This window comes from Hymenobacter sp. M1-2 (assembly GCF_057808495.1).
This window is the reverse complement of record NZ_JBTYZO010000026.1, coordinates 31,273-53,398: the sequence shown is the minus strand read 5'-3', so window position 1 is coordinate 53,398 and position 22,126 is coordinate 31,273. Positions and strand designations below refer to the sequence as shown.

The window sequence follows — 22,126 nt, the reverse complement described above, 5'->3', positions numbered from 1 at the left end:
GCCTGCGAGGCGTTTTGCTCTCGGGTTCCTTGCTGCTCAGTTCTACGGCTTGGGCCGCTCCTATCGTTAAAACCGTGGGAGTCTTGGGGAATTACCCCACCATCACGGCGGCATTGGCTTCTATTCCAAACACTTTTTCGGACCCTATCGAAATTCGGCTGCTAGACGTAGCTTACTCCGAAAACGTGCTCATCAATAAGGCCGGAACGGCAGCCAATCCCATTACCATTCGGCCGGCTACCGGCATAGCCACCGAAATTACGGGTACTCTGGTCTTCGGAGCTGGCAGCCGCTACGTGACGATGAGCGGCAACAATGGCTCTGGTCTGCCTGGCCGTTTTCTTACGCTGCGGCAAACTGCCATCACGAAATCAACCGTGGAGTTCAAGGACGATGCTTCGTACAATGCTGTGAGCGAAGTGCGGGTGCTAGGCAACTGCCAGATGCCGGCTATGGGCGTGATTACCATTGGCAACGCAAACTCTGGCGGCACCGGTAACGACCATAACACACTGAGCAACAACTTTATTTCTAACGCGTCGCCGACGGTACTGCCTACTACATTGGTGTACGCCTTCAACATTGAGCCCGGCACGCTCAATGATGCCACTAGCATTACGGGCAACTACTTGTCCAATTATACGGCCAATGGCCTGCAAGTGCAGGGCGGCAATGGCTTGAACTGGAACGTATCGAACAACAAGTTCTTCTACGACGCCCTCACCACGCCTACCACCACCCAAACAGCCATCGACTTCGAGCCCGGCGCGGCATCTACCGGCAACACCATCAGCGGCAACGTTATTGGTGGGCAATCTATAGAAATCAATGGCGCCATTCCGGTCGTTATCGGTACGTGGGTGAATACGGGCGCCGAGTTTCGGGGTATTGTAGCGCGGTTTGGCGATGAGGTGAGCAGCACCGTGAGCAACAACCTGGTGAGCAACGTGAGCCTCACCAACACCACGCAGCCACTCACGGCCTTGCGCCTGGAAGACGGCCGCGCCACGGTGTCGGATATCCGCGTTACCAACGTCACGAACAGCGGCCAAGGCGGCGTAATCAGTCTGAATTCCCGCACCGAAACCAACCTCACCAACTTCACGGTAGCCAGCGGGCAGATTGTGAACGTAGAAGTAGGCGGCCTGCTGAACGTAACCGGCAACCTGCGCAACGATGGAGTGTTGAAAAACGCCGGGGACGTGCTGGTGACCGGGGATTTCGTGAACAGCAGCACCGGCACCTACAACCAGACCCAGGGTACGCTCGAAATCAAGGGCGACATGGACAACCAGAGCGGCACGTTTACGAGCGTGGGCGGCCTGGTGAAGCTAACCGGCAACCGGCCGCAGCTGGTCAGCGGCGGGGTGTATTTCAACCTGGAAGTCAACGGGTCCGGCAACAAAACCATCACCCGCGACGCCGACATCATCAGCCAGCTTACGCTCATCAACGGGGTGCTCGTGACGGGCACGCGCACGGTGAAGCTGCTGGAGCAAGCCAACATAACGGAGTCGGAGACGAGCTACGTGCTGGGCCGGCTACTGGCCAGCCGCACCGTGCGGGCCAACAACACGGAGCTGTTTGGCGGTCTGGGTTTGGAGCTGACGCCGGCCTCCGGCTCGGTATTGCCCGGCGTTACGGATGTACTGCGCGTAACCGGCACGGCTTCTACCGCTCCCAACGGCAGCCCCACCATCAAGCGCTACTACGACGTAACGGCCGCTACGAGCACCGGCCTGAACGTGAATATGGTGTTTCGCTACCTGCCCTCGGAGCTGAACGGCGTTGCGCCAGCTACTCTTGGCTTCCTGAAGTCAGTAGATGGGGGCGTGAGCTGGCAGCCGCGCGAGGCCACCAGCCGGGGCACTAACTTCGCCATGCTCAGCAACGTGGAAGGCTTCTCGCGCTGGACCCTCGGTGATGTGCAGCGTCCGTTGCCAGTGGGTCTCACGGCGTTTCGGGCCGTGCGCCAAGGCCGGCAGGCTCTTGTTTCCTGGACCACTGCCACCGAAGTCAACAACCGTGGTTTTGGGGTGGAAGTGAGCACCGACGGCCACAGCTTCCGCCCGCTAGGTTTCGTGGCGGCGCAGGAAGGTTCGGCCACCGCGGCCCGCAACTATCAGTTCCTGGACCAAGAAGAAGGCAAGCAGGGCACCCGCTACTACCGCCTGCGCCAGGAAGACCTAGATGGCAAAACCAGCTACTACGGTCCTGCCGTGGTTTCCTTCCAGGATGGTCTCTCGACTCAACTAGCCGCTTACCCCACGTCTTTCGAGCAGCAATTAACGGTGGAAATGACGATTCCGGCCGCTACCCCAGTCGCCTTTACCCTGACCGATGCTATAGGCCGCGTGGTGTGGCAGAAAACAGAGTCGATGGCCGCTGGCTTCACCCAGATGCAGGTAGCTCCGCAGTGCCCAGCTGGTACCTACATACTCACGGCTCGGGTGAATGGCACTGTGCTGCGCCAGCGCGTGGTACGCCAGTAACTGTCCATGAATCAATAGGTAGAAGCGTAAGCTTCAAACATAAGTTGAAATGCAGGCAGCCGAGCCGTTCCTTCCGGGGCGGCTCGGTTCTTTTATGGGCCTGTTGATGAAGCTACTGATGGATAGCCGCGCAAATCGTGTAGCTTTAGAGTCAGGTGTTTTACGTTGCTCGCCCCTGTACTATATGTTGGACTACTTTGCTCCTGCTGCCTCCTCTCTTTTGCCACTGCCGCACACTGCTGCCACGGCTTCCAGCACGCCCGCGCGGTTGCGGAAGCGGGCCTGGGTAAAGGAGCGGGTGTTTCTGATGCAGAACATTGTGCGAGGCAACTTCATCCACAACACCGGTGGCGCCCTGAACGTGATGCGGCTGCTTTCGGTGCACAAGATGCCAGCCGGGCTGCTGCCGCCCGCGCACCCCTGGGTGACGGGCCAACAACCCAATGGGCAAGGCGCGGTGTGGCCGTGCAACGTCGTGTTTCGGACGGCAGTGGGCACGGAATGGGCCGAAGCCAGCTACACGCCCGAGGCCGATGAAGTCATAGTAAGCAAAGTGGGCAAGTTCCTCGCCACGATGGTGGGTAAGTCGGTGCCGACGCCGGAAATCCCGCACGGCACGCGCCGCCGGATGCCGCACGCCATCAACTACCTGCACGGCGCGGTGCACTACAACGGCGTCACGCTGCTGTTCAACAACTTCGCCGAAACCCTCGAATACCTGGCCGATACGCGCTTCCGCAAGGAGTTGCGCCGATTGATAAAAACGGAGCGCCGAGAAGTAACGCTGGTGTTTCGGGAGCGGAATTACGAGCCGGTGGAGTACGCTTACTTCTCGGCTTTTGTGATGTCGCACTTGCCGTGGTTTGCGAATGTAAACGGGGCTCAGCGCCGCGTCATGTGGGGCAATCCGTCGCCGTACCCGGCCGTCAACATCATCAACGGCAGTTGGGTGGCTGACACGGAGCGCCTGCGCCACGGCGATACATCGAGCATCGTGCGGCCGCCAGTGGAGCTGGGCCGCTACTTTCAGGGCGAGTACGGCGTGGCCACGCGCGGAGTGAACAAGCTGGAGAAGACGCACGCTTTTCTCATCAATAATTGGGTGCGTCGGCGGGGCTTCCGCGGCGGTCTGTATTTTGTGGATAGGCGCAAGGTAGAAGCGGAGCGGTACCAACAGTATAAGGCCACCCGGGGCCAGAACTTCATCGGCAACGAAGAAATCCAGAACCCGCTACGCCGCCGAAGAAAAGCGAAATAATCTTCACCTTCTGTCCTTACGAGGCCGCGCGCGTGTCATTGCGAGCAGCGCGAAGCAATCCTTCCTCTATGGGCCGAGAGCTGCACTTGTAAGACAAGCCCTTGGCGTACGCTAATGTCGAAGGCTTGTCGCTCCAGTGGGTTTTGCGCATAGAGAGGAAAGATTGCCACGGCTGCGCCTCGCAATGACAGAGGATTATGTCACACCTTATCCTGCCGAATCAATTTTCGGTACACCCGAACCAACGTGGACTGCGAAACGCCAAGCCGGTAGAGTATCGTGATGAGCCCGAAGATGCCTTGCAGCCGGAACACGCCGTTTTCGCGGTATTTGCGGGCCGAAGTAGTAGCAGGGCCGCGCAGCACCTGGAACGAACCGAGTTGTTTTAGGCGGTGAATAATTTCCTGATCTTCAAACACCAACAAATCGGCGCGGTAGCCCTGGGCTTGCTCGAAGAGCTGGCGCCGTACGAACAGGCTTTGGTCGCCGAAACGGACGGGCTCCACGTTGAAGCGCGTAAACCAGGCATTGGCCCGCAAAAACCAGTGCGGGTCGTCGAAGGCGAGGCGGAAGCAGCCGCTGCCCGCACCCTGTGCCACTGCCGTCCTGATTTCGTGGGCGAAGTTTGGGGGCGGGTAGGTGTCGGCGTGCAGAAAATAAAGAATGTCGCCAGTGGCCTGAGCCGCGCCGAAGTTCATCTGGGCGCCGCGGCCTTTCTGCGGGCAAATAAACGATTGGGCGCCCGCGCCCTGCGCCACGGCTGCTGTATCGTCGGGGCTTTGCCCATCGGCCACTATAACTTCCAGTGCAGATTCCGGCCCGGCCTTCGCGTACAAATAGCGCACTAGCGGCTCAATCTGGCTGGCTTCGTTGTAAGTAGGAATAATGACGCTGATGCGGGCCGGCGCGGCCGCCGCAGAAAAACTAGCACGCATAAGTTGCTTCCTGACGGTGAAACGCCCGGAGCCTAGTCGTGGAGTTGCAGTACGCTCGCCTGTAGCACTTGCCGGGCATTGAGCCGATACGGATTTTGTGGGTCTTCGGCTACGGCGCGCAACGTAGTGCTGGCCTGGGTGCTCTGGCCGGTACGCCACTGCGCCATACCCAGGTGGTAAAGAGCCTTGCCTGTGAGGGCCGAGCCGGGTTGGCGGCTGGCGCGGGTAAGGTAGGAGCGGGCTGACAAAGCTTCGTCTTGCCGGAGCAGCATCACGCCCGTGTAATAAAGGAGGGTATCGGCGCCGAGGCTGGCTTCCGGGATGCGGCGCAGCGAGTGCAGTGCGGCGGGATAATGACCGTCGCGGTACTGGCGCATGGCCTCAATGAGGAGCGGGCTGGCCGTGCGTTGCGTGGCGGCTTCGGTCAGGCCGGGGTCGGGGGTGTAGTAACGGGCCCAGGCTTCGTCGGGGCTCACGGCGTGCGGGCGTAGTAGCAACCACAGCGCGCAGCTCAGCACCAGCAGAATCACGCCCCCTACCACCGCCCACCGCACTTGCTTGCGGCGGCGGCGGCGCTGTATCCGCACCAAGGCTGTCTGACGCTGGTCGAGGCGCTTATCGAGGCTGATAAGGCGGTGGCGCAGGGTTTCATGGCCCGCCACCCAGCGCAGGTCGGCCGTGAACCGCTCGTAGGCCTCATACGCGGCACTCAACTGCTCATCCTGCTCCAGCCGCAACTCAAACGCCTCCTGCTCGCTCACCGACATCTGCCCATCGGCGAAACGTTCCAGCTCATCAAGGTAGGGGCGCAGGTCAGACATGGGTTGTTAGTGCTTGTGTGTTAGTGCTTGGTGCTTAGTGCGTAGTGCTTAGTTGATAGTGTTTGGGTGGTAGTGCTTGGGACTGAAGCCAATTATCCAGGGGGTGAAGGTATTGGTTATTGGTTGTGTTGAATAGGCCTTGGTGAGCTGAAACTATTAACTAAGCACTAAGCACCAACAACCAAGCACTAACAATTACGCACCAAACACTAAGCACTAACCCGCAGGCTGAGGTCGTAGAGACGGCGCAGGCAGCCGGATTTCTGGAGGCGGGCCACCGTGGCATTGGCGAAGCCCATCTTGCCGGCTACCTTTTCGAAGTTATAAGCGCGGAAATAGAAAAACATCAGGATCTGTTGGCAGTCGGAGCTGAGCTGGCCGAACAAACCGAGCAGGCGGCGGCGGCGGCGCGCTTCGGCGGCGGGCAGCTCGTCGGTTTCGGGGCGAGAGGTTTGTTGCATCTGCACGGCCATGCCGTACACGTGGGCCCGCAAGTCGGGCGGCATTTTGGTGAGGCGTCCGTCGGCTACTTGGTCGTAGAACTCCACCAGCACCGAACGCAGCAGCTCGTGGGCGGCGGCGGGTTCTAGTTGGTGCTGCCGCCGCGCCCAGCGCGCAAATAGGTCGCGGTTTTCCTGGTAGAAATTGACCAGAAACGACTGGTTGCCAACGCGCAGATGGGTTAGGGTTTCGGCTAATGGCTGAGGCACGGCACCAGAACGATAAAGGCGAAAAAAACACCCACCGTCAGCTAACGACTAGGGCCGGAACAATATAACGCAGAAAGTTGGCTTGAAAGGTAGCGGAAGTGTTTTTAGCGCGGCACAAGGGTAGCGGCCACAACCACCAAACCGCAATAGCAGCCGGAAACCGCGCCGGCCGTATCTTGGCGGAACTTGCGGGCCGCTGGCCAGCTCCGTTTCGCATTATGTTCTTCCGTCGCCGCCCCGTTGTCCCTACTGAGCTGCCCGATGCGGCGCTACTGGCCCGTTACCGGACCCAGGGCGACGTGACGGATTTAGGCGTGCTCTACGAGCGGCACATGCCCGAGGTGTTTGCCATTTGTAGGCGCTACCTCCGCGACGATGCCGACGCGCAGGATGCCGTGATGCAGTTGTTCGAGCAGCTCGTCGAAAAGCTGCGCCGCCATGAGGTCGACAACTTTCCGGCCTGGCTGCACGCCACGGCCCGCAACCACTGCCTCATGGTGCTGCGGGCCCGGCAGCGGCCCGGCCCCGACCGGGGCGGCGGACTGGTGCTGCATTTTCCGGATGCGGCCAGTATGGAATCGGCGGTGGCCGGGCATCTGGATGACGATGACCCCGCCGAAGCCGAATTCACCGAAGCCCGCCTGCAAGCTCTGGAGCACGCGCTGGCCACCTTGCCCGACGGCCAACGCCGCTGCCTGGAACTGTTCTTCCTCGAAAAGAAGTGCTACCGCGACATTGCCCAGGAAACCGGCTACGACCTGAACGCCGTAAAAAGCCACCTGCAAAACGGCAAGCGCAGTTTGCGCCGTCACCTCGAATCTCCCCCCGCTACGCCTTCGCCTTTCTCCTCCGATGCGGCCCGATAACCAGTCACCGTCTTCCCCGCTGCTACCCGCCGACTCCGGCGGGGCGCACCTGCCGCTGGCCTTGCTGCGGCAGTACGTGGCCGGTACGCTGCCCGCCGCTGAGCAGTACCGCGTGGAGCGCCACACCCAGGCCTGCCCCCGCTGCGCCGACGTGCTCGAAGGCCTGTCCCAAACCGACCTCACCACCACCGACCAAGCCCTCACGGACTTGCAAACCCGCCTGCGCGCCCGCGTAGCCGAACTCCAGACTGTTGCCGAACCGGCCGTGGTGTCCATGTGGCCCTGGCGGCAGCTGGCGGCCGTGGTACTGCTGCTGCTAGTGGGCACGGCCGTGTGGCTCGGGGTGCGCCGCCCCACCGAAGGCCCCGCCGCCGTGCCGCGGCTGGCCCAGCGCCGCGCCCAACCCAAGACGTACGCTACGGCCCCCGTGCCGCCCGCCTCCACGCAAGCCGCTAAGCCAGCCGAGCAGAATGATCTGGCCGCCGTGCCCGTTGGGCCTCCTCCTGCCCCAGTAGTAGCGCCACTACGGTCCCCGGCGGTTCGGCAGCCCCTGCCAGCCTCTACCTCCGCAGGCTCAAGCGCTGGCCTTGCCGAAGCTGAAATAGCGGAGGGAACTAGCGTGGCAAGCGCCCCAGCCGGAGATTACGCCGCCGTGGCGGACAGCCCGCCACCGGTTGATTCTGTGGTAGCCAGAGAAGAGGTAGCCGATCAGACAAAAGCAACTGCCGCGGGCGTGGCTTCTGCCCGGGCTCGTGCAGCCGCGCCATCTGTTGCGTCGCCATCCGCTCCAGTAGCCGCGGCTCCGGCCGCGGAGACAATGGCCGGGAGTGGGCGTAAGGCCAAGCTTTTCTCGGCGGTGACTGGTACCCGCACAGTGCGGGGCCGCGTCACGGACCGCAGCAGCGGCGAGGGCCTGAGTGGGGTAACCGTGACGGCGAAAGGCACCGATGCCAGCGTGCGTACCGCCGCCGATGGCTCATTTACGCTGGCCGTGCCCGCGCCGGCTACGGCTCTCGCTTTATCCCTGCCGGGCTATAGTCCGGTTGAACAATCCGTGCCCACCGACGGCACCGCCCTGGCCCTCACGCTGGCCTCTGCCCCGGTAGTGGCTAGCAAAAAGGCGGAAGAGCCGGTGTTGGTTCGGCGGGAGGCCCCTCCGGCGGCAGTGAACCTCGCGGCGGTGCCCGTTGGCGGCCAACAGGCCTTCCGCAGCTACCTGCGCGACAGTCTGGAGTACCCGGAAAAAGCACTCAAAGAAGTGAAGGAAGGCACTGTAAAGCTGAGCTTCGTGGTGAATGTGGATGGCTCTCTACAAGACATCAAAGTAGTGCGCGGCCTCACGGAAGAGTGCGATGCCGAAGCCATCCGGCTGCTGAAAGAAGGTCCGGCCTGGCATGCTGCCATCATAAACGGCCGCCGCACCGCCCGCACCGTCCAGGTCAGCATTCCCTTCCGCATTGCCGATGTGCGGTGAGGAGCCGCCAGATACGGGACATGGGACTATGAGAGATGAGAAGTGGGAAAAGGAAGTGCGAGCCTGTGATTTTAGCCTGTTTAGACAGCCCGTCAAGACGCCTGGCTCAAGAGAAGAAGCGCCTCTACCACTTCGTTGGAGGCACCAAAATGAAGCATAACAGACTATTTTGCTTGTGTACTTCTGACCACTCACTCCCCTCGCAACACAAACGCCCTTGACGATTGATAACGTCAAGGGCGTTTGTGTTGCGAGGCGGGCGTTGAGCCAGTGCCGACTAGGTTAGCCGCTGTACCCGCCGCCGCTTTCGGGTTCGGTGGCGCTGCCGCCGGCCTTATCGGGCTGGGGCAGGTCGGGCTCGGTTTTGATTTCCACCTGGCTGTAGTCGGGGGCGCCGTTGCCGCTGGTGGGCACGGGTGGCTGCTCAGTATGAGTAGTGCTAGGGTTGGTGGTAGCGGCGGGCTGGGCGGTAGTGGGCGTGCTGCCCGCCGTAGCCAAGGCGTCGGATTCGGCTTCAAAAGTCTTTTTCATAGGGAAGGGGGTGGACGGCTAAGTGCGTTTACCTTTCTATACGCGGCAATGACCCAACGCGGCCATCTGCTGCCTAGCGCGAGCAGCAGGTATTTCCCGTCGTCCCAGGGAGTAGGTAAGTTTCTTCCTGGAATCGAAGCCGCTTCGATGCTGGTACCGGACCCGCTGACCGTCCGCGCGGATTCAGCAGCTTTTTCAAGAAGTCCGCACCACTCTGCCCTTCTTGGAGTCAGCGGCCGGGGCCAAATCGTACGACATATCTTTTGGCCTTGCTGCTTACTTTTGCCCACCTTTCTTACCTCCTCACCCGAAACCTTCCTCACCCCCGACGCATATGCAATTCCGCCAGGAGAAAGACACCATGGGCACCGTGCAGGTGCCCGCCGACGCCTACTATGGTGCCCAGACGCAACGCTCCATCGACAACTTCCAAATTGCGCAGGACATCAACCGGATGCCTAAGGAAATCATCCGGGCCTTCGCGTACTTGAAGAAAGCTGCCGCCCTCACCAACCGCGACGCGGGCGTGCTGCCTGCCGACAAAGCCGAGCTAATTGGCCGCGTGTGCGACGAAATTCTGGAAGGCAAGCTGGATAAGGAGTTTCCGCTGGTGGTGTGGCAAACTGGCTCGGGCACCCAGAGCAACATGAACGTGAACGAGGTGGTGGCTTACCGCGGCCACGTGCTGCAAGGCGGCCAGCTCAGCGATGAAAAGAAGGTTCTAGCCCCCAACGACGACGTCAACAAGAGCCAGAGCAGCAACGACACCTTTCCGACGGCCATGCATATTGCGGCCTACAAAATTCTGGTGGAAACCACGATTCCCGGCATCGAGAAGCTGCGCGACACGCTACGAGCCAAGTCGGAACAGTTCATGCACATTGTGAAAATTGGGCGCACCCACCTCATGGACGCCACGCCGCTCACAGTAGGCCAGGAGTTTTCGGGCTACGTGTCGCAGCTCGACCATGGCTTGCGCGCCATCCGGAACACGCTGGCCCATTTGAGCGAGCTGGCCCTAGGTGGTACGGCCGTGGGTACGGGCATCAACACGCCGCCCGGCTACGCCGAAAACGTGGCCAAGCACATTGCCGACCTCACCGGCCTGCCCTTCGTTACGGCCGAAAACAAGTTTGAAGCCCTGGCCGCCCACGACGCCATTGTGGAGGCGCACGGCGCCCTCAAAACGGTGGCCGCTTCGCTGATGAAGATTGCCAACGACATCCGACTGCTGGCATCGGGGCCGCGGGCGGGCATCGGGGAGCTGCACATCCCCGACAACGAGCCGGGCTCCAGTATCATGCCAGGTAAGGTGAACCCCACCCAGAGCGAAGCTATGACGATGGTAGCCGCCCAGGTGATGGGCAACGACGTCGCCATCAATATCGGCGGCATGAATGGCCACTTCGAGCTAAACGTGTTCAAGCCCCTCATGATCTACAACTTTCTGCACTCGGCCCGCCTCATCGGCGACGTGTGCGTGAGCTTCAACGACAAGTGCGCCGTAGGCATCGAGCCGCTCGAAGCCAACATCAAGAAGCACGTGGATAGCAGCTTGATGCTCGTAACAGCCCTCAATCCGCACATCGGCTACTACAAAGCCGCCGAAATAGCCCAGACGGCCCACAAAAACGGCTCGACGCTGAAAGAAACCGCCTTGCAGCTCGGCTACCTCACCGAGGAGCAGTTCGACCAGTGGCTGAAGCCCGAGGACATGGTGGGCGAGATTAAAAAGTAGCGCGCAAGAAGCCGCCGCCCAGGCCTGGTGGCCGGGCGGCGGTTCTCAGCTCAAAAATTAGGATAGGGCGGTGATTGTATAGCTTGTAAACGTGCATGTTCAACGTCGTTTTGCCCTATCGTCTGGTGCAGCGCAACCGCAACCGGGCGGGCCTGGGTAGCTGGCGCTTCGAGTGGATTTACAAGTTCTTTATCCATTCGCCGGACTCGCGACGCAAGTACTTGGTAGAAGTGCGTCAATATCCCGGCCACTTGTACACGGTGGACTTCTACGCGAAAGTCCACAACGTGAACCGCTACCGGCTGCGTACGCACCAGTACACGGCGGGTAAGCTCGGTGCCACCGTGCTGGATATTATAGCCCGCACCATCCGCCACGACTCGCAGGCGTGCTTTGGGTTCGTGGCAGCCGCCATGCTGGAAGAAAAGTCGGAAGTGAATACCCGGCGGTTTCAGCTGTACGTAAAGATGCTGGAACTTAAAACGGACCCCACACGCTATAAACACGCTATAAAGTAGAAGCATTTACAGAAAACAGCACCATCTTTGTCCTTCCCGTTGCGCTTGTGAATCAGCCCGGAGCTTTGCAAAAGATTATTTACCGCTATGACAGCATCTTCCGCGAAACGTTCTAGAAAAACGGATGCCAGGCAGGCTGCCAGGGAAGCCCGTAAAGCCGCTAACCGGAAAATCAAGCCCGAGCAAATTGCAGCAGTTCATGTGCTGGCTGATGGTAGGGAGCTGATAGAGTTGAAACCGGTTCATATTCCCGGCTACACCTACGCTTTTTAACAGAGAAATTTTCTTCCGAAACCCACTGCTCGACGCCGGGCGGTGGGTTTTCTGTTTTTGGGGCATCTTTACATTTCCTCTTCATTGATTGCCCTAATGGATTTCGCCCAGGACCTTCTACTCGAAAACAACCGCGCCCTGCTACGCCCCTTGGCTGCTACCGATATTGACCTGCTCCACGAACCCGCCTCCGACCCGGAGCTGTGGCGCTACACGCTCACGCGCGGCGACGACCGGGCCAGCCTTGAAGCCTACGTGGTGGCGGCACTGCAAGGCCGGCAGCAACAGCAGCGCTACCCGTTCCTCATCATCGACAAGCAAACGGGCTGCGCGGCAGGCAGTACCAGTTACTACAGCGTGTTTCCCGACGACCAACGCCTGAGCATCGGCTACACCTGGATAGGGCGCGACTTCCAGCGTACTGGCCTCAACCGGGCTTGCAAGCACTTGCTGCTGCGCCATGCTTTCGACGAACTGGGCTGCGAGCGGGTGGAGCTGGAAACCGATGCCCGCAACCAGAAATCGCAGAACGCGATGCGCCAAATGGGCGCTACTGAGGAAGGCACCCTCCGCAACCACCGCAACACGCAGGGCGGCATCCGGCGCGACACAGTGATCTTCAGCATTATCCGGCCCGAGTGGGAGACGCTGCGGCAGACGGTGTTCCGGGATTTCGACGCGCGTGGCTAAGCCTGATTCCTCGCCCCGCCGATTTCCGGCTCTGGTTCGGCGCCGCGTGGCCAGCTTCGGCTACGCCTTCCTGGGCGTGTGGTCCGCACTCCAGACGGAGGTACACTTACGGTTTCACGCCCTGGCAACGGTGGTGGTGCTAGGTTTGGGGTTGTACTTCGGTATCAGCCGGCTGGAATGGGCCTTGGTGGCGCTGGCAGTGGGTTTGGTCTGGAGCCTGGAGTTGGTAAACACCGCCGTGGAAACCGTAATCAACTTGATATCACCAGACTACCACCCCCTGGCAGGCCGCGCCAAAGACGTAGCCGCCGGGGCCGTATTGGTAGGCGCAATAGCCGCTCTGGTAGTAGGTCTATTAGTATTCGCCCCGCGTGTGTGGGCGTTGTTACAGTGAGTAGGTGATTGAGTGATTAGGATATTAGGTGATGAGGTAACAAGGCATCTCTCCCTGCTTTCCGCTACGTAGCCCCGGGCTTCAGCCCGGGGAGCCAGCCAACCTCACCTGTCACCTAATACCCTACTCACCCAATCACCTCACACCCCAACCCTGCGCCGTGTGGGGGCGTAAGCTCGGGAATGAGGCTATGCTTTTAGAGTTGGCCTGCCTACTTTCGCGCCCTCTTTCTTCGCTCTTATGCGGTTCTCTTCTCTTTTGCCGACTGCCGCGCTAGGCTTGCTGCTCTTCGGATTCGCTTGCCAGCGCAACGTGAACGTGACGACGCCCACCGACGCGCCCGTTACGGGTACGACGGGCATTACATCAACCCCCGCGCCAGCCGCCAAGAACACTACCACGCCCGTGCCCGATGCGCCGGTGGCGCAGTTCGATACTACCGCCCGGCCCGGCTGGCTGCGTGCGCGCATCGACGCGCATTTGGCCGAGAAGAAGCAAAACCCACCCATCCAGATTTTTCGCTACCGCTACAAAGGCAACATCGTGTACTACGAAACAGCCGCGTGCTGCGACCAATTCACCAACCTCTACGACCAGCGCGGCAAGCTGCTCTGCCACCCCGACGGCGGCATCACCGGCCGCGGCGACGGTAACTGCTCGGACTTCAGCAAAAACAAAACCGAAGAAAAACTGGTTTGGCAAGATCCACGGTGATGTGCTGATTGTTTGATGTGCTAATGTGCTGATTCTTTGATGTGCTGGTTTGACGAGGAGACTAGGCTAAACCGCCCCAAAGCCAGAGCAAGAGTAAGACTCATCCCGTTGTAACTAAGCACATCGGCCTACCAACCACCAAATCAACCCATCAGCACGTCAAAAAATTAGTATACCAAAGAATCAACCCATCAGCACATTAGCACATCAGCACATCAAACAATCAGCACATCACCCCCATGATTAACACCAATGAAAAGCTGGGGGCCTACAACGTGTGGGCCAACGAAACCCTACTGCGTCACCTCGATGGTCTGGTAGCCAATGGCCAGCAGATTCCGGCCGTTTGCCTACGCCTGTTCAGCCACGTATTCAACGCGCAAGCCATTTGGATTGCGCGCCTCACCGGCACCCAAAGCCCCGTAAAAGTGTGGCAGGAGCACGATCTGACTGGCCTGCACCACTGGCACGAACAAACGTCGAAGCACTTTCACCAGCTCGTGAGCACCGCCGACGAAACGGAGCTAAACCGCCACATCTCCTACACCAACTCCGTGGGCGATGCATACGTGAGCCAAGTGTCCGACATCTTCACCCACGTGCCGGTACACGCCAACTACCACCGCGCCCAGGTCGCCACTCGCCTCCGCGAGAATGGCCTCGAACCCATCAACACCGATTTCATTACCTACTGCCGGGAACTGACGGCGGCTGGTAAAGAACAGGTAAGCCTGTAAGCAAAAGGCCAAGTTAATGGTTATAAAAGCCTTTTCGGAGTAGTACCGGAAAGGCTTTTTGCGTCTCAATCGACTTTTCATTCTCTCCTATGTCTGCTGCCGCTTCTGCCATCCAGCCCGTGCTGACTCCTAAGCGCCTCAACGCTGCCTACACCTACACCAGCTACCGCCAGCTTATCGATAGCTTGCTGGCGGAAGACAAGACCACTGGCCCCAACCAATCGGCGGATCTGACCGAGTACACGCGCCTAAACGTGCAACGCATGCGCCGCCTCGACAAGACCGTGCACCTGCTGCCGGAACTGCAGACGGCCATTCACAATCTGCACCAAAGCTACGTCTGGCTCGTCATCACGGAAGGCTGGTGCGGCGACGCGGCGCAGATAGTACCCGTGCTGGAAACCATAGCACAGGCCAGCCAGGGCCGCATCAGCACGCGCTACGTGCTGCGCGACGAAAATCCCGACCTCATGGACCGCTACCTCACCAACGGGGCCCGCTCCATCCCGAAACTGGCAGTACTTCACCCCGATACGCTCACGGAAGCCGCGCACTGGGGCCCGCGCCCGGCGCCCGCCCATGCGCTGCTCCTCGACCTGAAAGGCCGCGGCGCCACCCACGAAGAGTACGCCGAGCAGTTGCACGGCTGGTACGCCCGCGACAAAACCCTCACCACCCAGCTCGAACTGTTGGCCCTAATTGAAACCCTCAAGTAGGTTAGCAGGAATTACCCAGGAAACAGGGTTTTCATGAAAAAGCCCTAATGCCAACTGGCACTAGGACTTTACACTATAGAAGCAGTTGAGCTTAGTTCAGCTGAATTGAGCCGAGGTCTTTCACTTGGTCATTGACAACTACAACGCCAGTGCGCGTTTCAACCCGGTAAGCTGGCTGGCCAACCGGCGCCGTAGTGGTGGGGAACAGCTCGACGCGGTAGGTGCCAGCGGGCAAACCACTAAACTGAAAAGCACCCGAGGTAGCATCGGTGGCGGTGCTAAAGGTGTCGGCGGGGGTGATGGACTGGCGGATGGCTAGCACCTGTGGCCGTGCCGCGGCGGGCGTTGCCGTGCCGCGGATGCTGGCCCGCAACTCCTGCGCCAAAACCCGAATAACTGGCTTGAGCAGATATCGTTCTTTCCGGTCGTTGCCGGGGCGCCAGTTGCCGCGCTCCACTATGGACCTGGCCACGTCGAAGTCCAGCAGCAACTGGAAAGTTTGATCATTGCGGACTACTACGTTATCCAGTTTCAGCTTCACCCCTGAAGTCTGGCCGCTGGGCGTTTTGAGGTCGTAGCGCTGCCCGTCGCGGCCCGTTACGTAACTGTTAGGGCCTAGGATCAGGCGAATTTCTTTCAGCTCGCCGGGCTCAAAATCGGTGCTAACCAACAGCGCCGAGCGCCCGTTCACGTAGTCGAGCACATTGATGGTCTGGGCCTGAAAAGGCAAGGTTTGCCAGCCGTCGGGGCTGCTTTCTTCCTTCAGGTGAATTTCGATTTGGCGCACGTCCAGCACAACGCCTTGAAAGTCGCCAGGACCGTCCATCAGGCGCACTTCCAGCTTAGAAGCCCCTGAACCTGAGTCGCTATCCTTGTTGCAGCTAGTAGTGAAGGCCAAGGCTGCAAGCAAGGCCAACGGGAGAATACGCGTGATTTTCATGGTACTACGGTGAGCGTGAGGGAACGAGAAACAGAACAGTGCGGCGGTATACGAAAGCCGTACTGTTGCGTTGTACGCAATAAACAGACCAGCTAGATTGCTCAACGCCCTCCCGCAAAATTATATTGTCCAGCTATTATACAAGCTATTGAGCTGAAATGGATTTTAACGACGAAAAAGCTGCGGCGGCAGCAAAAGAAACGGAGCAGCCGAGCGGTATGTATCCGCTGGGCTGCTCCTTCTACAGATGGTTGACCGAATTTGGCGAGGATTACTACCCGGCTTTCGCGCTATCGGCTTTTGCTGGGGCCGGTTCCGTTTTGGGTGGGTCGGCGGGAGTTGGTGCCGGCTCAGCGGGTTTGGCTTTGGGCTTGCCAAAGAGCGAGTTAAGACCTTTGCTGGCTTCCGCTTTCAGCTTGGCCTGGGCTTCTAGCCGCTTTTTCTCGATTTCCTGCTGGGCCTTGGCTTGCAGCTCCAACTGCTTGCGGTTCAACTCGCGCTGGAGGCTGTCTTGCGCTACTTTGGCTTTGGCCTGTAGTTGCAGCTTAGCACCGTCTACTTTGGCTTGTACGATGTTGCTTACCAAGTCTTTGGCCTGAGCTTTCACGCTGCCCGAGGCAAGCTTCACGATCGGGTTGCTGGCGGTGCCCCCAATGTTGAGACCTAAGGTTACGCGCTCCGTGCCTTTGATGTCGGAAACGCCAGTGAGGCGAGTGAGCTGCGAGCTGAGCTGGGTGCCGAGCTTGCCGGTAGGCACGTTCAGGGCCGTTACGTATTCCAGCCCGCCGCTGCTGATGTTGTTGGAGCCGCCCACCGTCATCTTGATCTGGCCCACGTTCAGGTCGAAAGGCTTCACGATGAAGTTGCCGTTGATGATTTCGGCCGCCACGTCCTTATTGTTCACCGCAAACTTCTTCAGGTCCTGCAGCTGTGTCACGGCGCTGATTTTGGTGAGTACCGGCGAGTTTTCCACGGTGGTCCGCACTACTTCAAATAGGCCTTTGCCGCTGAGCGTGTTGTAGTTGGGCATCATGTCGGGACCCATTTCACCGCTCACGTTGAAGTTGGTCGAGAAAATGCCTTCCAGGTTGTCGGCCAGCGGCACCATGGCCTTCACCGAGTTGAAGGCATTGAAGGCGTTCTGGAAGTTCAAGTTTTTGATGTTGAGCCCGAAGTTGAACTTGGGATGCGCCAGGTCCTTGCTGCTGTAAGAGCCGTTGGTAGCAAACGAGCCGCCCAGCGTGTTGAAGGTCAGGTTTTGCAGCGTGGCGGTTTGGTCGCGCACCGTCACGAGACCTTTCACGTTGTCGAGCTTGAGGTTGTCGTAGATGACTTGGCCCACGATGGAATTCATCGTGAGGTCAAACTCCTTGGGAATTTGCAGCACGCCATCGGCTTTGGTAGCGGCGGCCGGGGCTTTGGTGGCGGCCGTAGCGCCCTTGGTTGGCGTGGCCGAAACCTCGTCTACCATCCACTCATTCACGTTGAAGCGCTGCGAGTTCACCGTCAGGTTGCCGCGCAACGGCTGGCCCGGCACGAACAAGTAACCCATGTAGTTGCTGATGGTGCCCGAGGCCGCAATATCCGACGAGCCGACGAAGCCGCTCATGTTTTGCAGCACAACCTTGTCGTTGTTGAAGGTAGCCGTGGCCTTGCTCACCTTCATGCCTTGCGGCAGCTCTTTGCTCTTGTAGGTAATATTCTGCGCGTTCACCGTGCCCGAGGCTATTACCGTCTGGTAGCGGCCCGCCTCGATATCGGCCATGTTGCCTTTGGCGGCCACGTTGCCATTGAGGCGGCCCGTCACGGTCATGCCTTCGAGCGGGAAGATTTTGGTGAGCTTGGTCAGGTCCACGGTGCCTTTCACATCAGCATCGAAGCGCAGCTTATCCACGCCCTGCGTGGCTACGCGGCCTTCCAGCGGCTCGCCTTCCAGCAGCATCCGGAAGTTGGAAATGTCTACGCGCGTGTCATTGATCTGGCCGGTGGGGTTGGTCACGGTACCTACCACGGCCAAGTTTTCGATAGGGGCGGGGAACTGCTTGCTCTTCACATAGCCATTGGTGAGGTTCATTTTGGCCTGCACGACTGGCATCTGCGTCTTGGAATACGTGCCCTTGGCCGTGCCATCCACGAAAAGCTTGCCGCGCAGCAACAGGTCCTGCACCGGGTACACCTTCATCATTTCGGCCAGGTCCACGTTGGCTTTCACCCGGCCATCCACTTTCATTGGTTCCAGGCCGTCAATGGCAATGTTGCCGTCCACGGGGTTGGCGCCCAGGTCGAGGTGGAATTGCTTTACGTTCACCTTTACATTGTTAGTGAAGCCCGAAGGGTTATCCACCACCATGTCCACGTTGATGTTTTTGGCGGCTTGCGGTAGCTGCGGGTAGTGGAAAGTACCGTTCTTCACCTGTAGGTTCACGCCGTAGCCCGGCATTCTCACGGCATTCTGCACGCCTTTGAAGTAGCCATCGAAAGCCACTTTGCCACCCGCTTCCACATCCTTGAACTGCGCCGTATACACGCCCGGCACCAGACTCAAGATGTTCTTGAAGTCCGTTTCCAGGGCTTTAAAGGTGAGGTCGTAGGTGATGTCGGTGGCGTTGGGCAGCCCGATAGAACCAGCAAACTGCGCCGGAAAATCGTTGAGCTGCACCTTGTTGTCTTTGAAGGTGAACAGCATCTTGCCTAGGTCCATGGCCATGGTCACGTCGGCCGTGAGCTTCTTCTTGCTCACGTACTCGGTGCCGGCGTAGGTCATGGAAAACTGCTCGGCGGTGGTCTGGCTTACCAAGTCGAACACGTTGCTGGCGAAGTCGCCGGAACCGGTGTGGTTGAGGCCGCGCAACTCCATATTAAAAGGAATGGTGCGGTCTTCGTAGCGTACATGGCCGTCTTTCACCTCCCACTTGCTGATAGCCAGGTTCAGTGCCGTCGTATCCTGGCCTTTAGCAGCCGCGGCGGAATCGGAGAGCATTACGTCCCAGTTGGCCTTACCGCTCTTGAGCACCTTCGCACTGATTTCGGGCCGGTCGAGCAGGATGCTTTTGATCTTGATCTGGTCGCCGCTCACCACGCTCAGCAAGTCCATGCCCACCCGAAACGAGGGCAGGTAAGCCAGCGTGTCGCGGGCAAATGAGTCTTGCCCAATCACGCGCAGCTCATCAATGCCTAGCGCCAGGTCGGGGAAAGTGCTGAACAGACTCAGGCTGACGTTGCTCGGGTCGTATTGCACTTTGGCATCCACGCGCTGAGCCAATTGCTTGTCGAGGGCTTGCTTGATTTTGTCTTTGAACAGCAGCGGCGTCAGAGCCACCGCCGCCACCAGCACGACCAGAAAAATCAGCAGGCCAATCCAAAATTTGCGCATAATCAAAAGAGAAATGAAGAATCAGGGGAAAGAGAAACGAGGGAGCAATGAGTTTTTGTACGGATGAGTCGAGACAAGCCTCGCGGGTAGCAAGTGGTTGTTGAGTAGCGCGAAGCTCCCGCTTCGCGCATCGTTGCTGACTCCCGCGCCAGAACAACGATTATCGTTCAACGATGCACGAAGCTGGAGCTTCGCGCTACTAGCCCCACTTCTTAGCGGCAAGTTGTTCTGTTTACAGTTTTTCGTTCCACCGTTTTCGCTTCTGACCTCAAAGAAGTCGGTTGTAAAAGTAGCAACCTCAACCGGCGAGTCTAGCAGATGAACCGCAAAATGACGCGGTTCATCGATTTATGCTGCTGACTTTCTGTTATTGAGCCCGGAAAGTGGCAATTTAGTTGCCGCGAAGAAGGCTAGTGCTGTACGATGTGCGGCCGGTTGGGCGTTTACTACCTTGATGATGGGGCTATTCCGACGGAAAACTACGAACCTGCGCTACCTGCGGCGCGGCCTGCACCAAGGGCTCGGGGCTGCCGCGGCCGTGCTGGCGTTGCCGGCGGCCGCGCAGGATCTGTATTTCGCCCAGCCCTACGCCACCCGTCTGCACCAAAACCCCGCCTTCGCCGGCCTCCTCGACGATGCCAGCGTCTCGCTCAATTACCGAAACCAGTTTCCAACCCTGGCTGGCACTTTCCAAACCAGCCAGCTCGCCGCCGACTTACGCTTCCCCAATCAACACAATGCCGCTGGCTTGCTGCTGAACTACGACCGTACTGGTGGCCTCGGCTATACCCGCCTGGAAGTGGGTGGCATCTACGCCTACCACACCCGCCTCACCGAGGAACTGGCCTTAAGCGCTGGTTTGCGCGCCAGCTATGGCAACCAGCGCATCAGCTACGGCAACCTGGTCTTCGGGGACCAAATTTCAGAGGATGGTACCACCACTCCCACCACTCGCGAACCGCTGGATTTCAGCCCTGTAAACTACGTTAGTCTGGGCACGGGTTTGATTCTGTACACCGAAAAGTTCTGGGTGTCGGTGGCGGGGCATCACCTCAATCAGCCTGACTTAGGCTTCCGCACCCAAAGCAAGCTGCCGCTACGCTACGAGCTGAGCACTGGCTACAAACACTACTTCGTGCGGCGCACCGAAAAGCAGCAATACCGCGAAATCAGCCTCACGCCCACCGCGCACTACGTGCGGCAGGGCGGCTCCCAACGGGCCGAAGCCGGATTGTACGCTACCGTGACGCCCATTACGCTCGGGGCCGTGTATCGGGGCATTCCATTGCCCGGTGCGCCGCGCCCTCAGCAGATTCTAACGGCCATTGCGGGCGTGAGCGTAGGCAGCTTCCGAGTGGGCTACGCTTACGATGTGGGCCTGAGCAGCTTGAGTGCTGAATTAGGCGGCGCCCACGAAATATCTCTGACCCTCCGCGCGTTTGATTCGCTGGATGCCGCGTGGCGCCGACTAAAACGTCGAAATTCTCCGGCGCCTCCTTGTCCGGCCTTTTGAATTGTTGTATTATTGCAGCAACTTGCCTTGCTTAACCCCTTTTCTAACAGGTAGTTTTCAACTCAATCATGAATTTTTCCAAGTACCTGCGTTTTGCACTCGTAGGAGCCTGTGCCTTGGCTTCCTGCAAAAGCGGTCCGCCCACTGCTACCAAACCCGGGAAGTATAGCTCCACTACGGGTATCGATTACAACACCGAAGAGGGGATGAAGGTAGCCGACTACGCCGGCATCCCAGAAGGCCCCGGCCTCATCTTTATCGAAGGTGGCCGTACTGTGTTGGGCTCTCAAGAAGAGGACGTGACGATGACCCACGACAACGTGGAGCGCACCGTAACCATCGCCTCGTTCTACATGGACGAAGCTGAAGTGGCCAACATCCACTGGCTCGAATATCTGCACTTTATCCGCAAAGACTCGTCGGAGGAATTCTATCAGTCCGCTCTGCCCGACACCACCGTGTGGGCGCGCGAGCTGTCATTCAACGACCCGTATGTAGATTACTACCTGCGTTACCCTGGCTTCCGCTTTTTCCCCGTGGTGGGTGTGAGCTGGCTGCAAGCCAACGATTATTGCACCTGGCGCACGTCGAAAGTGAACGAGCGTTTGGCTGGCGAAGGTGAAGACGGCGGCGACAATGGCGGAGGTGGCCTGTTCAAGAAGAAGAAAAAAGGCGGCGATGCCGCCGAAGGCACCGACAGCGAAGGCAAACCCCGCATTGCTATCGAGAACGGTAACACGCTACCCAACTACCGTCTGCCCACGGAGGCGGAGTGGGAGTATGCCGCGCAGGCTCTCATCGGCACGCAGGAAACCGGCAACGAGAACCAGGAGAACAAGCGTATTTACCCGTGGGATGGCCGCCAGGTGCGGAATCCTTACGGCGGCAAGATGGGCCAGTTCCTCGCCAACTTCAAGCGCGGCCGTGGCGACTACGCCGGTATTGCCGGTTCGCTCAACGACGGCGCCATGATTACGGAGTACATCTACGCCTACCCGCCGAACGATTACGGCCTGTACAATATGTCGGGCAACGTGAACGAGTGGGTGCAGGATATCTACCGTCCGCTCTCGTTTGAAGACGTGGAAGACTTGAACCCCTTCCGCCGCAACGGCTTCCTGGACCCTTCGGAGAAGTACGACAAGAAAGGCTACCAGTCACTCATCGACGACCACGTGCGCGTGTACAAAGGCGGCTCCTGGCGCGACGTAGCCTACTGGCTCTCGCCCGGCACGCGCCGCTTCATGGCTGAAGACTCCGCAACCGCCACCATCGGTTTCCGCTGCGCCATGATCAACGCTGGCTCCAACAAATAAGGATCACGGATTAGCTCGGATTGTAGCGGATTTCACGGATTTTGTGGACGCAAGTAAAAAGCCACCTCGTATGGGGTGGCTTTTTGTATTTGTTGAGTTTAATCTTAGCGGCTCTCA

The 22,126-nt window shown here is 59.2% G+C and carries 20 protein-coding genes; 14 read left to right on the top strand and 6 right to left on the bottom strand.

Annotated elements, in window-relative coordinates; all coding sequences use genetic code 11:
- Positions 1-83 precede the first annotated feature (83 nt).
- The gene (locus tag ACYSMN_RS21285; protein WP_488925935.1) at positions 84-2,492 is read left to right on the top strand and encodes a hypothetical protein; all 2,409 of its coding nucleotides are present in this window, start codon (positions 84-86) and stop codon (positions 2,490-2,492) included.
- Between the two features lie 184 nt (positions 2,493-2,676).
- A complete protein-coding gene (locus ACYSMN_RS21280) occupies positions 2,677-3,750 on the top strand; it encodes a hypothetical protein (RefSeq protein ID WP_488925934.1) in 1,074 nt (357 codons plus the stop codon).
- 200 nt (positions 3,751-3,950) lie between these two features.
- On the opposite strand, the gene ACYSMN_RS21275 is transcribed toward ACYSMN_RS21280, so the two are convergent.
- From ACYSMN_RS21275 to ACYSMN_RS21265, 3 genes are all read right to left on the bottom strand, one after another.
- Positions 3,951-4,685 carry a TIGR04283 family arsenosugar biosynthesis glycosyltransferase gene (locus ACYSMN_RS21275; RefSeq protein WP_488925933.1) on the bottom strand — a complete coding sequence of 245 codons (735 nt, stop codon included), beginning with the start codon at positions 4,683-4,685 and terminating at the stop codon, positions 3,951-3,953.
- Positions 4,686-4,717: 32 nt separating this feature from the next.
- The gene (locus ACYSMN_RS21270; protein ID WP_488925932.1) at positions 4,718-5,506 is read right to left on the bottom strand and encodes a tetratricopeptide repeat protein; all 789 of its coding nucleotides are present in this window, start codon (positions 5,504-5,506) and stop codon (positions 4,718-4,720) included.
- A gap of 209 nt (positions 5,507-5,715) precedes the next feature.
- Entirely contained in the window at positions 5,716-6,216 is a 501-nt protein-coding gene (locus tag ACYSMN_RS21265; RefSeq protein WP_488925931.1) for a hypothetical protein, read from the bottom strand.
- Positions 6,217-6,434: 218 nt separating this feature from the next.
- Between ACYSMN_RS21265 and ACYSMN_RS21260 the strand changes: the two genes are divergently transcribed.
- Together ACYSMN_RS21260 and ACYSMN_RS21255 are read left to right on the top strand one after the other, a co-directional pair.
- Positions 6,435-7,082, top strand: coding sequence for an RNA polymerase sigma factor (locus ACYSMN_RS21260; RefSeq protein ID WP_488925930.1), 648 nt, complete (start codon positions 6,435-6,437; stop codon positions 7,080-7,082).
- Positions 7,069-8,556, top strand: a complete 1,488-nt coding sequence (locus tag ACYSMN_RS21255) for a TonB family protein (protein ID WP_488925929.1) — start codon at positions 7,069-7,071, stop codon at positions 8,554-8,556. The genes ACYSMN_RS21260 and ACYSMN_RS21255 overlap by 14 nt, the downstream gene beginning before the upstream one ends.
- Before the next feature lie 282 nt (positions 8,557-8,838).
- On the opposite strand, the gene ACYSMN_RS21250 is transcribed toward ACYSMN_RS21255, so the two are convergent.
- Positions 8,839-9,087 carry a hypothetical protein gene (locus tag ACYSMN_RS21250; RefSeq protein ID WP_488925928.1) on the bottom strand — a complete coding sequence of 83 codons (249 nt, stop codon included), beginning with the start codon at positions 9,085-9,087 and terminating at the stop codon, positions 8,839-8,841.
- Between the two features lie 334 nt (positions 9,088-9,421).
- Between ACYSMN_RS21250 and fumC the strand changes: the two genes are divergently transcribed.
- The 8 genes from fumC (at position 9,422) to ACYSMN_RS21210 (ending at position 14,867) form a co-directional block, all read left to right on the top strand.
- The gene (gene fumC, locus ACYSMN_RS21245; protein ID WP_488925927.1) at positions 9,422-10,825 is read left to right on the top strand and encodes a class II fumarate hydratase; all 1,404 of its coding nucleotides are present in this window, start codon (positions 9,422-9,424) and stop codon (positions 10,823-10,825) included.
- A gap of 95 nt (positions 10,826-10,920) precedes the next feature.
- Positions 10,921-11,343 carry a hypothetical protein gene (locus ACYSMN_RS21240; protein ID WP_488925926.1) on the top strand — a complete coding sequence of 141 codons (423 nt, stop codon included), beginning with the start codon at positions 10,921-10,923 and terminating at the stop codon, positions 11,341-11,343.
- A gap of 87 nt (positions 11,344-11,430) precedes the next feature.
- Positions 11,431-11,616, top strand: a complete 186-nt coding sequence (locus ACYSMN_RS21235; protein ID WP_488925925.1) for a hypothetical protein — start codon at positions 11,431-11,433, stop codon at positions 11,614-11,616.
- Positions 11,617-11,712: 96 nt separating this feature from the next.
- The gene (locus tag ACYSMN_RS21230; protein ID WP_488925924.1) at positions 11,713-12,306 is read left to right on the top strand and encodes a GNAT family N-acetyltransferase; all 594 of its coding nucleotides are present in this window, start codon (positions 11,713-11,715) and stop codon (positions 12,304-12,306) included.
- Complete coding sequence (locus ACYSMN_RS21225; protein ID WP_488925923.1) at positions 12,299-12,700, top strand: diacylglycerol kinase family protein; 402 nt, start codon at positions 12,299-12,301, stop codon at positions 12,698-12,700. Before ACYSMN_RS21230 ends, ACYSMN_RS21225 begins: the two co-directional genes overlap by 8 nt.
- A gap of 240 nt (positions 12,701-12,940) precedes the next feature.
- A complete protein-coding gene (locus ACYSMN_RS21220) occupies positions 12,941-13,414 on the top strand; it encodes a DUF6970 domain-containing protein (protein ID WP_488925922.1) in 474 nt (157 codons plus the stop codon).
- Positions 13,415-13,653: 239 nt separating this feature from the next.
- Positions 13,654-14,151, top strand: coding sequence for a DinB family protein (locus ACYSMN_RS21215; RefSeq protein WP_488925921.1), 498 nt, complete (start codon positions 13,654-13,656; stop codon positions 14,149-14,151).
- Positions 14,152-14,240: 89 nt separating this feature from the next.
- Complete coding sequence (locus ACYSMN_RS21210) at positions 14,241-14,867, top strand: thioredoxin family protein (RefSeq protein ID WP_488925920.1); 627 nt, start codon at positions 14,241-14,243, stop codon at positions 14,865-14,867.
- Positions 14,868-14,958: 91 nt separating this feature from the next.
- On the opposite strand, the gene ACYSMN_RS21205 is transcribed toward ACYSMN_RS21210, so the two are convergent.
- Both ACYSMN_RS21205 and ACYSMN_RS21200 read right to left on the bottom strand, forming a co-directional pair.
- Complete coding sequence (locus ACYSMN_RS21205) at positions 14,959-15,807, bottom strand: DUF4382 domain-containing protein (RefSeq protein ID WP_488925919.1); 849 nt, start codon at positions 15,805-15,807, stop codon at positions 14,959-14,961.
- Positions 15,808-16,081: 274 nt separating this feature from the next.
- Positions 16,082-19,180 (bottom strand): AsmA family protein, encoded by a 3,099-nt coding sequence (locus ACYSMN_RS21200; RefSeq protein WP_488925918.1) that lies wholly within the window; start codon positions 19,178-19,180, stop codon positions 16,082-16,084.
- A 454-nt stretch (positions 19,181-19,634) separates the two neighbouring features.
- Here ACYSMN_RS21200 and ACYSMN_RS21195 point away from each other — a divergent pair, with 454 nt between their 5' ends.
- Positions 19,635-20,693 carry a PorP/SprF family type IX secretion system membrane protein gene (locus tag ACYSMN_RS21195; protein WP_488925917.1) on the top strand — a complete coding sequence of 353 codons (1,059 nt, stop codon included), beginning with the start codon at positions 19,635-19,637 and terminating at the stop codon, positions 20,691-20,693.
- 68 nt (positions 20,694-20,761) lie between these two features.
- On the top strand, positions 20,762-22,009 hold the full coding sequence (gldJ, locus tag ACYSMN_RS21190) for a gliding motility lipoprotein GldJ (protein WP_488925916.1): 1,248 nt from the start codon (positions 20,762-20,764) through the stop codon (positions 22,007-22,009).
- Positions 22,010-22,126 lie beyond the last annotated feature (117 nt).

What these genes read in the sequence shown, in the direction of transcription:
- ACYSMN_RS21280 (WP_488925934.1), top strand. Translation starts at nt 2,677, where the DNA reads ATGTTGGACTACTTTGCTCCTGCTGCCTCCTCTCTTTTGCCACTGCCG.
- ACYSMN_RS21215 (WP_488925921.1), top strand. Translation starts at nt 13,654, where the DNA reads ATGATTAACACCAATGAAAAGCTGGGGGCCTACAACGTGTGGGCCAAC.
- ACYSMN_RS21235 (WP_488925925.1), top strand. Translation starts at nt 11,431, where the DNA reads ATGACAGCATCTTCCGCGAAACGTTCTAGAAAAACGGATGCCAGGCAG.
- ACYSMN_RS21240 (WP_488925926.1), top strand. Translation starts at nt 10,921, where the DNA reads ATGTTCAACGTCGTTTTGCCCTATCGTCTGGTGCAGCGCAACCGCAAC.
- ACYSMN_RS21275 (WP_488925933.1), bottom strand. Translation starts at nt 4,685, where the DNA reads ATGCGTGCTAGTTTTTCTGCGGCGGCCGCGCCGGCCCGCATCAGCGTC.
- ACYSMN_RS21195 (WP_488925917.1), top strand. Translation starts at nt 19,635, where the DNA reads ATGATGGGGCTATTCCGACGGAAAACTACGAACCTGCGCTACCTGCGG.
- ACYSMN_RS21220 (WP_488925922.1), top strand. Translation starts at nt 12,941, where the DNA reads ATGCGGTTCTCTTCTCTTTTGCCGACTGCCGCGCTAGGCTTGCTGCTC.
- ACYSMN_RS21210 (WP_488925920.1), top strand. Translation starts at nt 14,241, where the DNA reads ATGTCTGCTGCCGCTTCTGCCATCCAGCCCGTGCTGACTCCTAAGCGC.
- ACYSMN_RS21200 (WP_488925918.1), bottom strand. Translation starts at nt 19,180, where the DNA reads ATGCGCAAATTTTGGATTGGCCTGCTGATTTTTCTGGTCGTGCTGGTG.
- fumC (WP_488925927.1), top strand. Translation starts at nt 9,422, where the DNA reads ATGCAATTCCGCCAGGAGAAAGACACCATGGGCACCGTGCAGGTGCCC.
- ACYSMN_RS21230 (WP_488925924.1), top strand. Translation starts at nt 11,713, where the DNA reads ATGGATTTCGCCCAGGACCTTCTACTCGAAAACAACCGCGCCCTGCTA.
- gldJ (WP_488925916.1), top strand. Translation starts at nt 20,762, where the DNA reads ATGAATTTTTCCAAGTACCTGCGTTTTGCACTCGTAGGAGCCTGTGCC.
- ACYSMN_RS21255 (WP_488925929.1), top strand. Translation starts at nt 7,069, where the DNA reads ATGCGGCCCGATAACCAGTCACCGTCTTCCCCGCTGCTACCCGCCGAC.
- ACYSMN_RS21270 (WP_488925932.1), bottom strand. Translation starts at nt 5,506, where the DNA reads ATGTCTGACCTGCGCCCCTACCTTGATGAGCTGGAACGTTTCGCCGAT.
- ACYSMN_RS21260 (WP_488925930.1), top strand. Translation starts at nt 6,435, where the DNA reads ATGTTCTTCCGTCGCCGCCCCGTTGTCCCTACTGAGCTGCCCGATGCG.
- ACYSMN_RS21250 (WP_488925928.1), bottom strand. Translation starts at nt 9,087, where the DNA reads ATGAAAAAGACTTTTGAAGCCGAATCCGACGCCTTGGCTACGGCGGGC.
- ACYSMN_RS21205 (WP_488925919.1), bottom strand. Translation starts at nt 15,807, where the DNA reads ATGAAAATCACGCGTATTCTCCCGTTGGCCTTGCTTGCAGCCTTGGCC.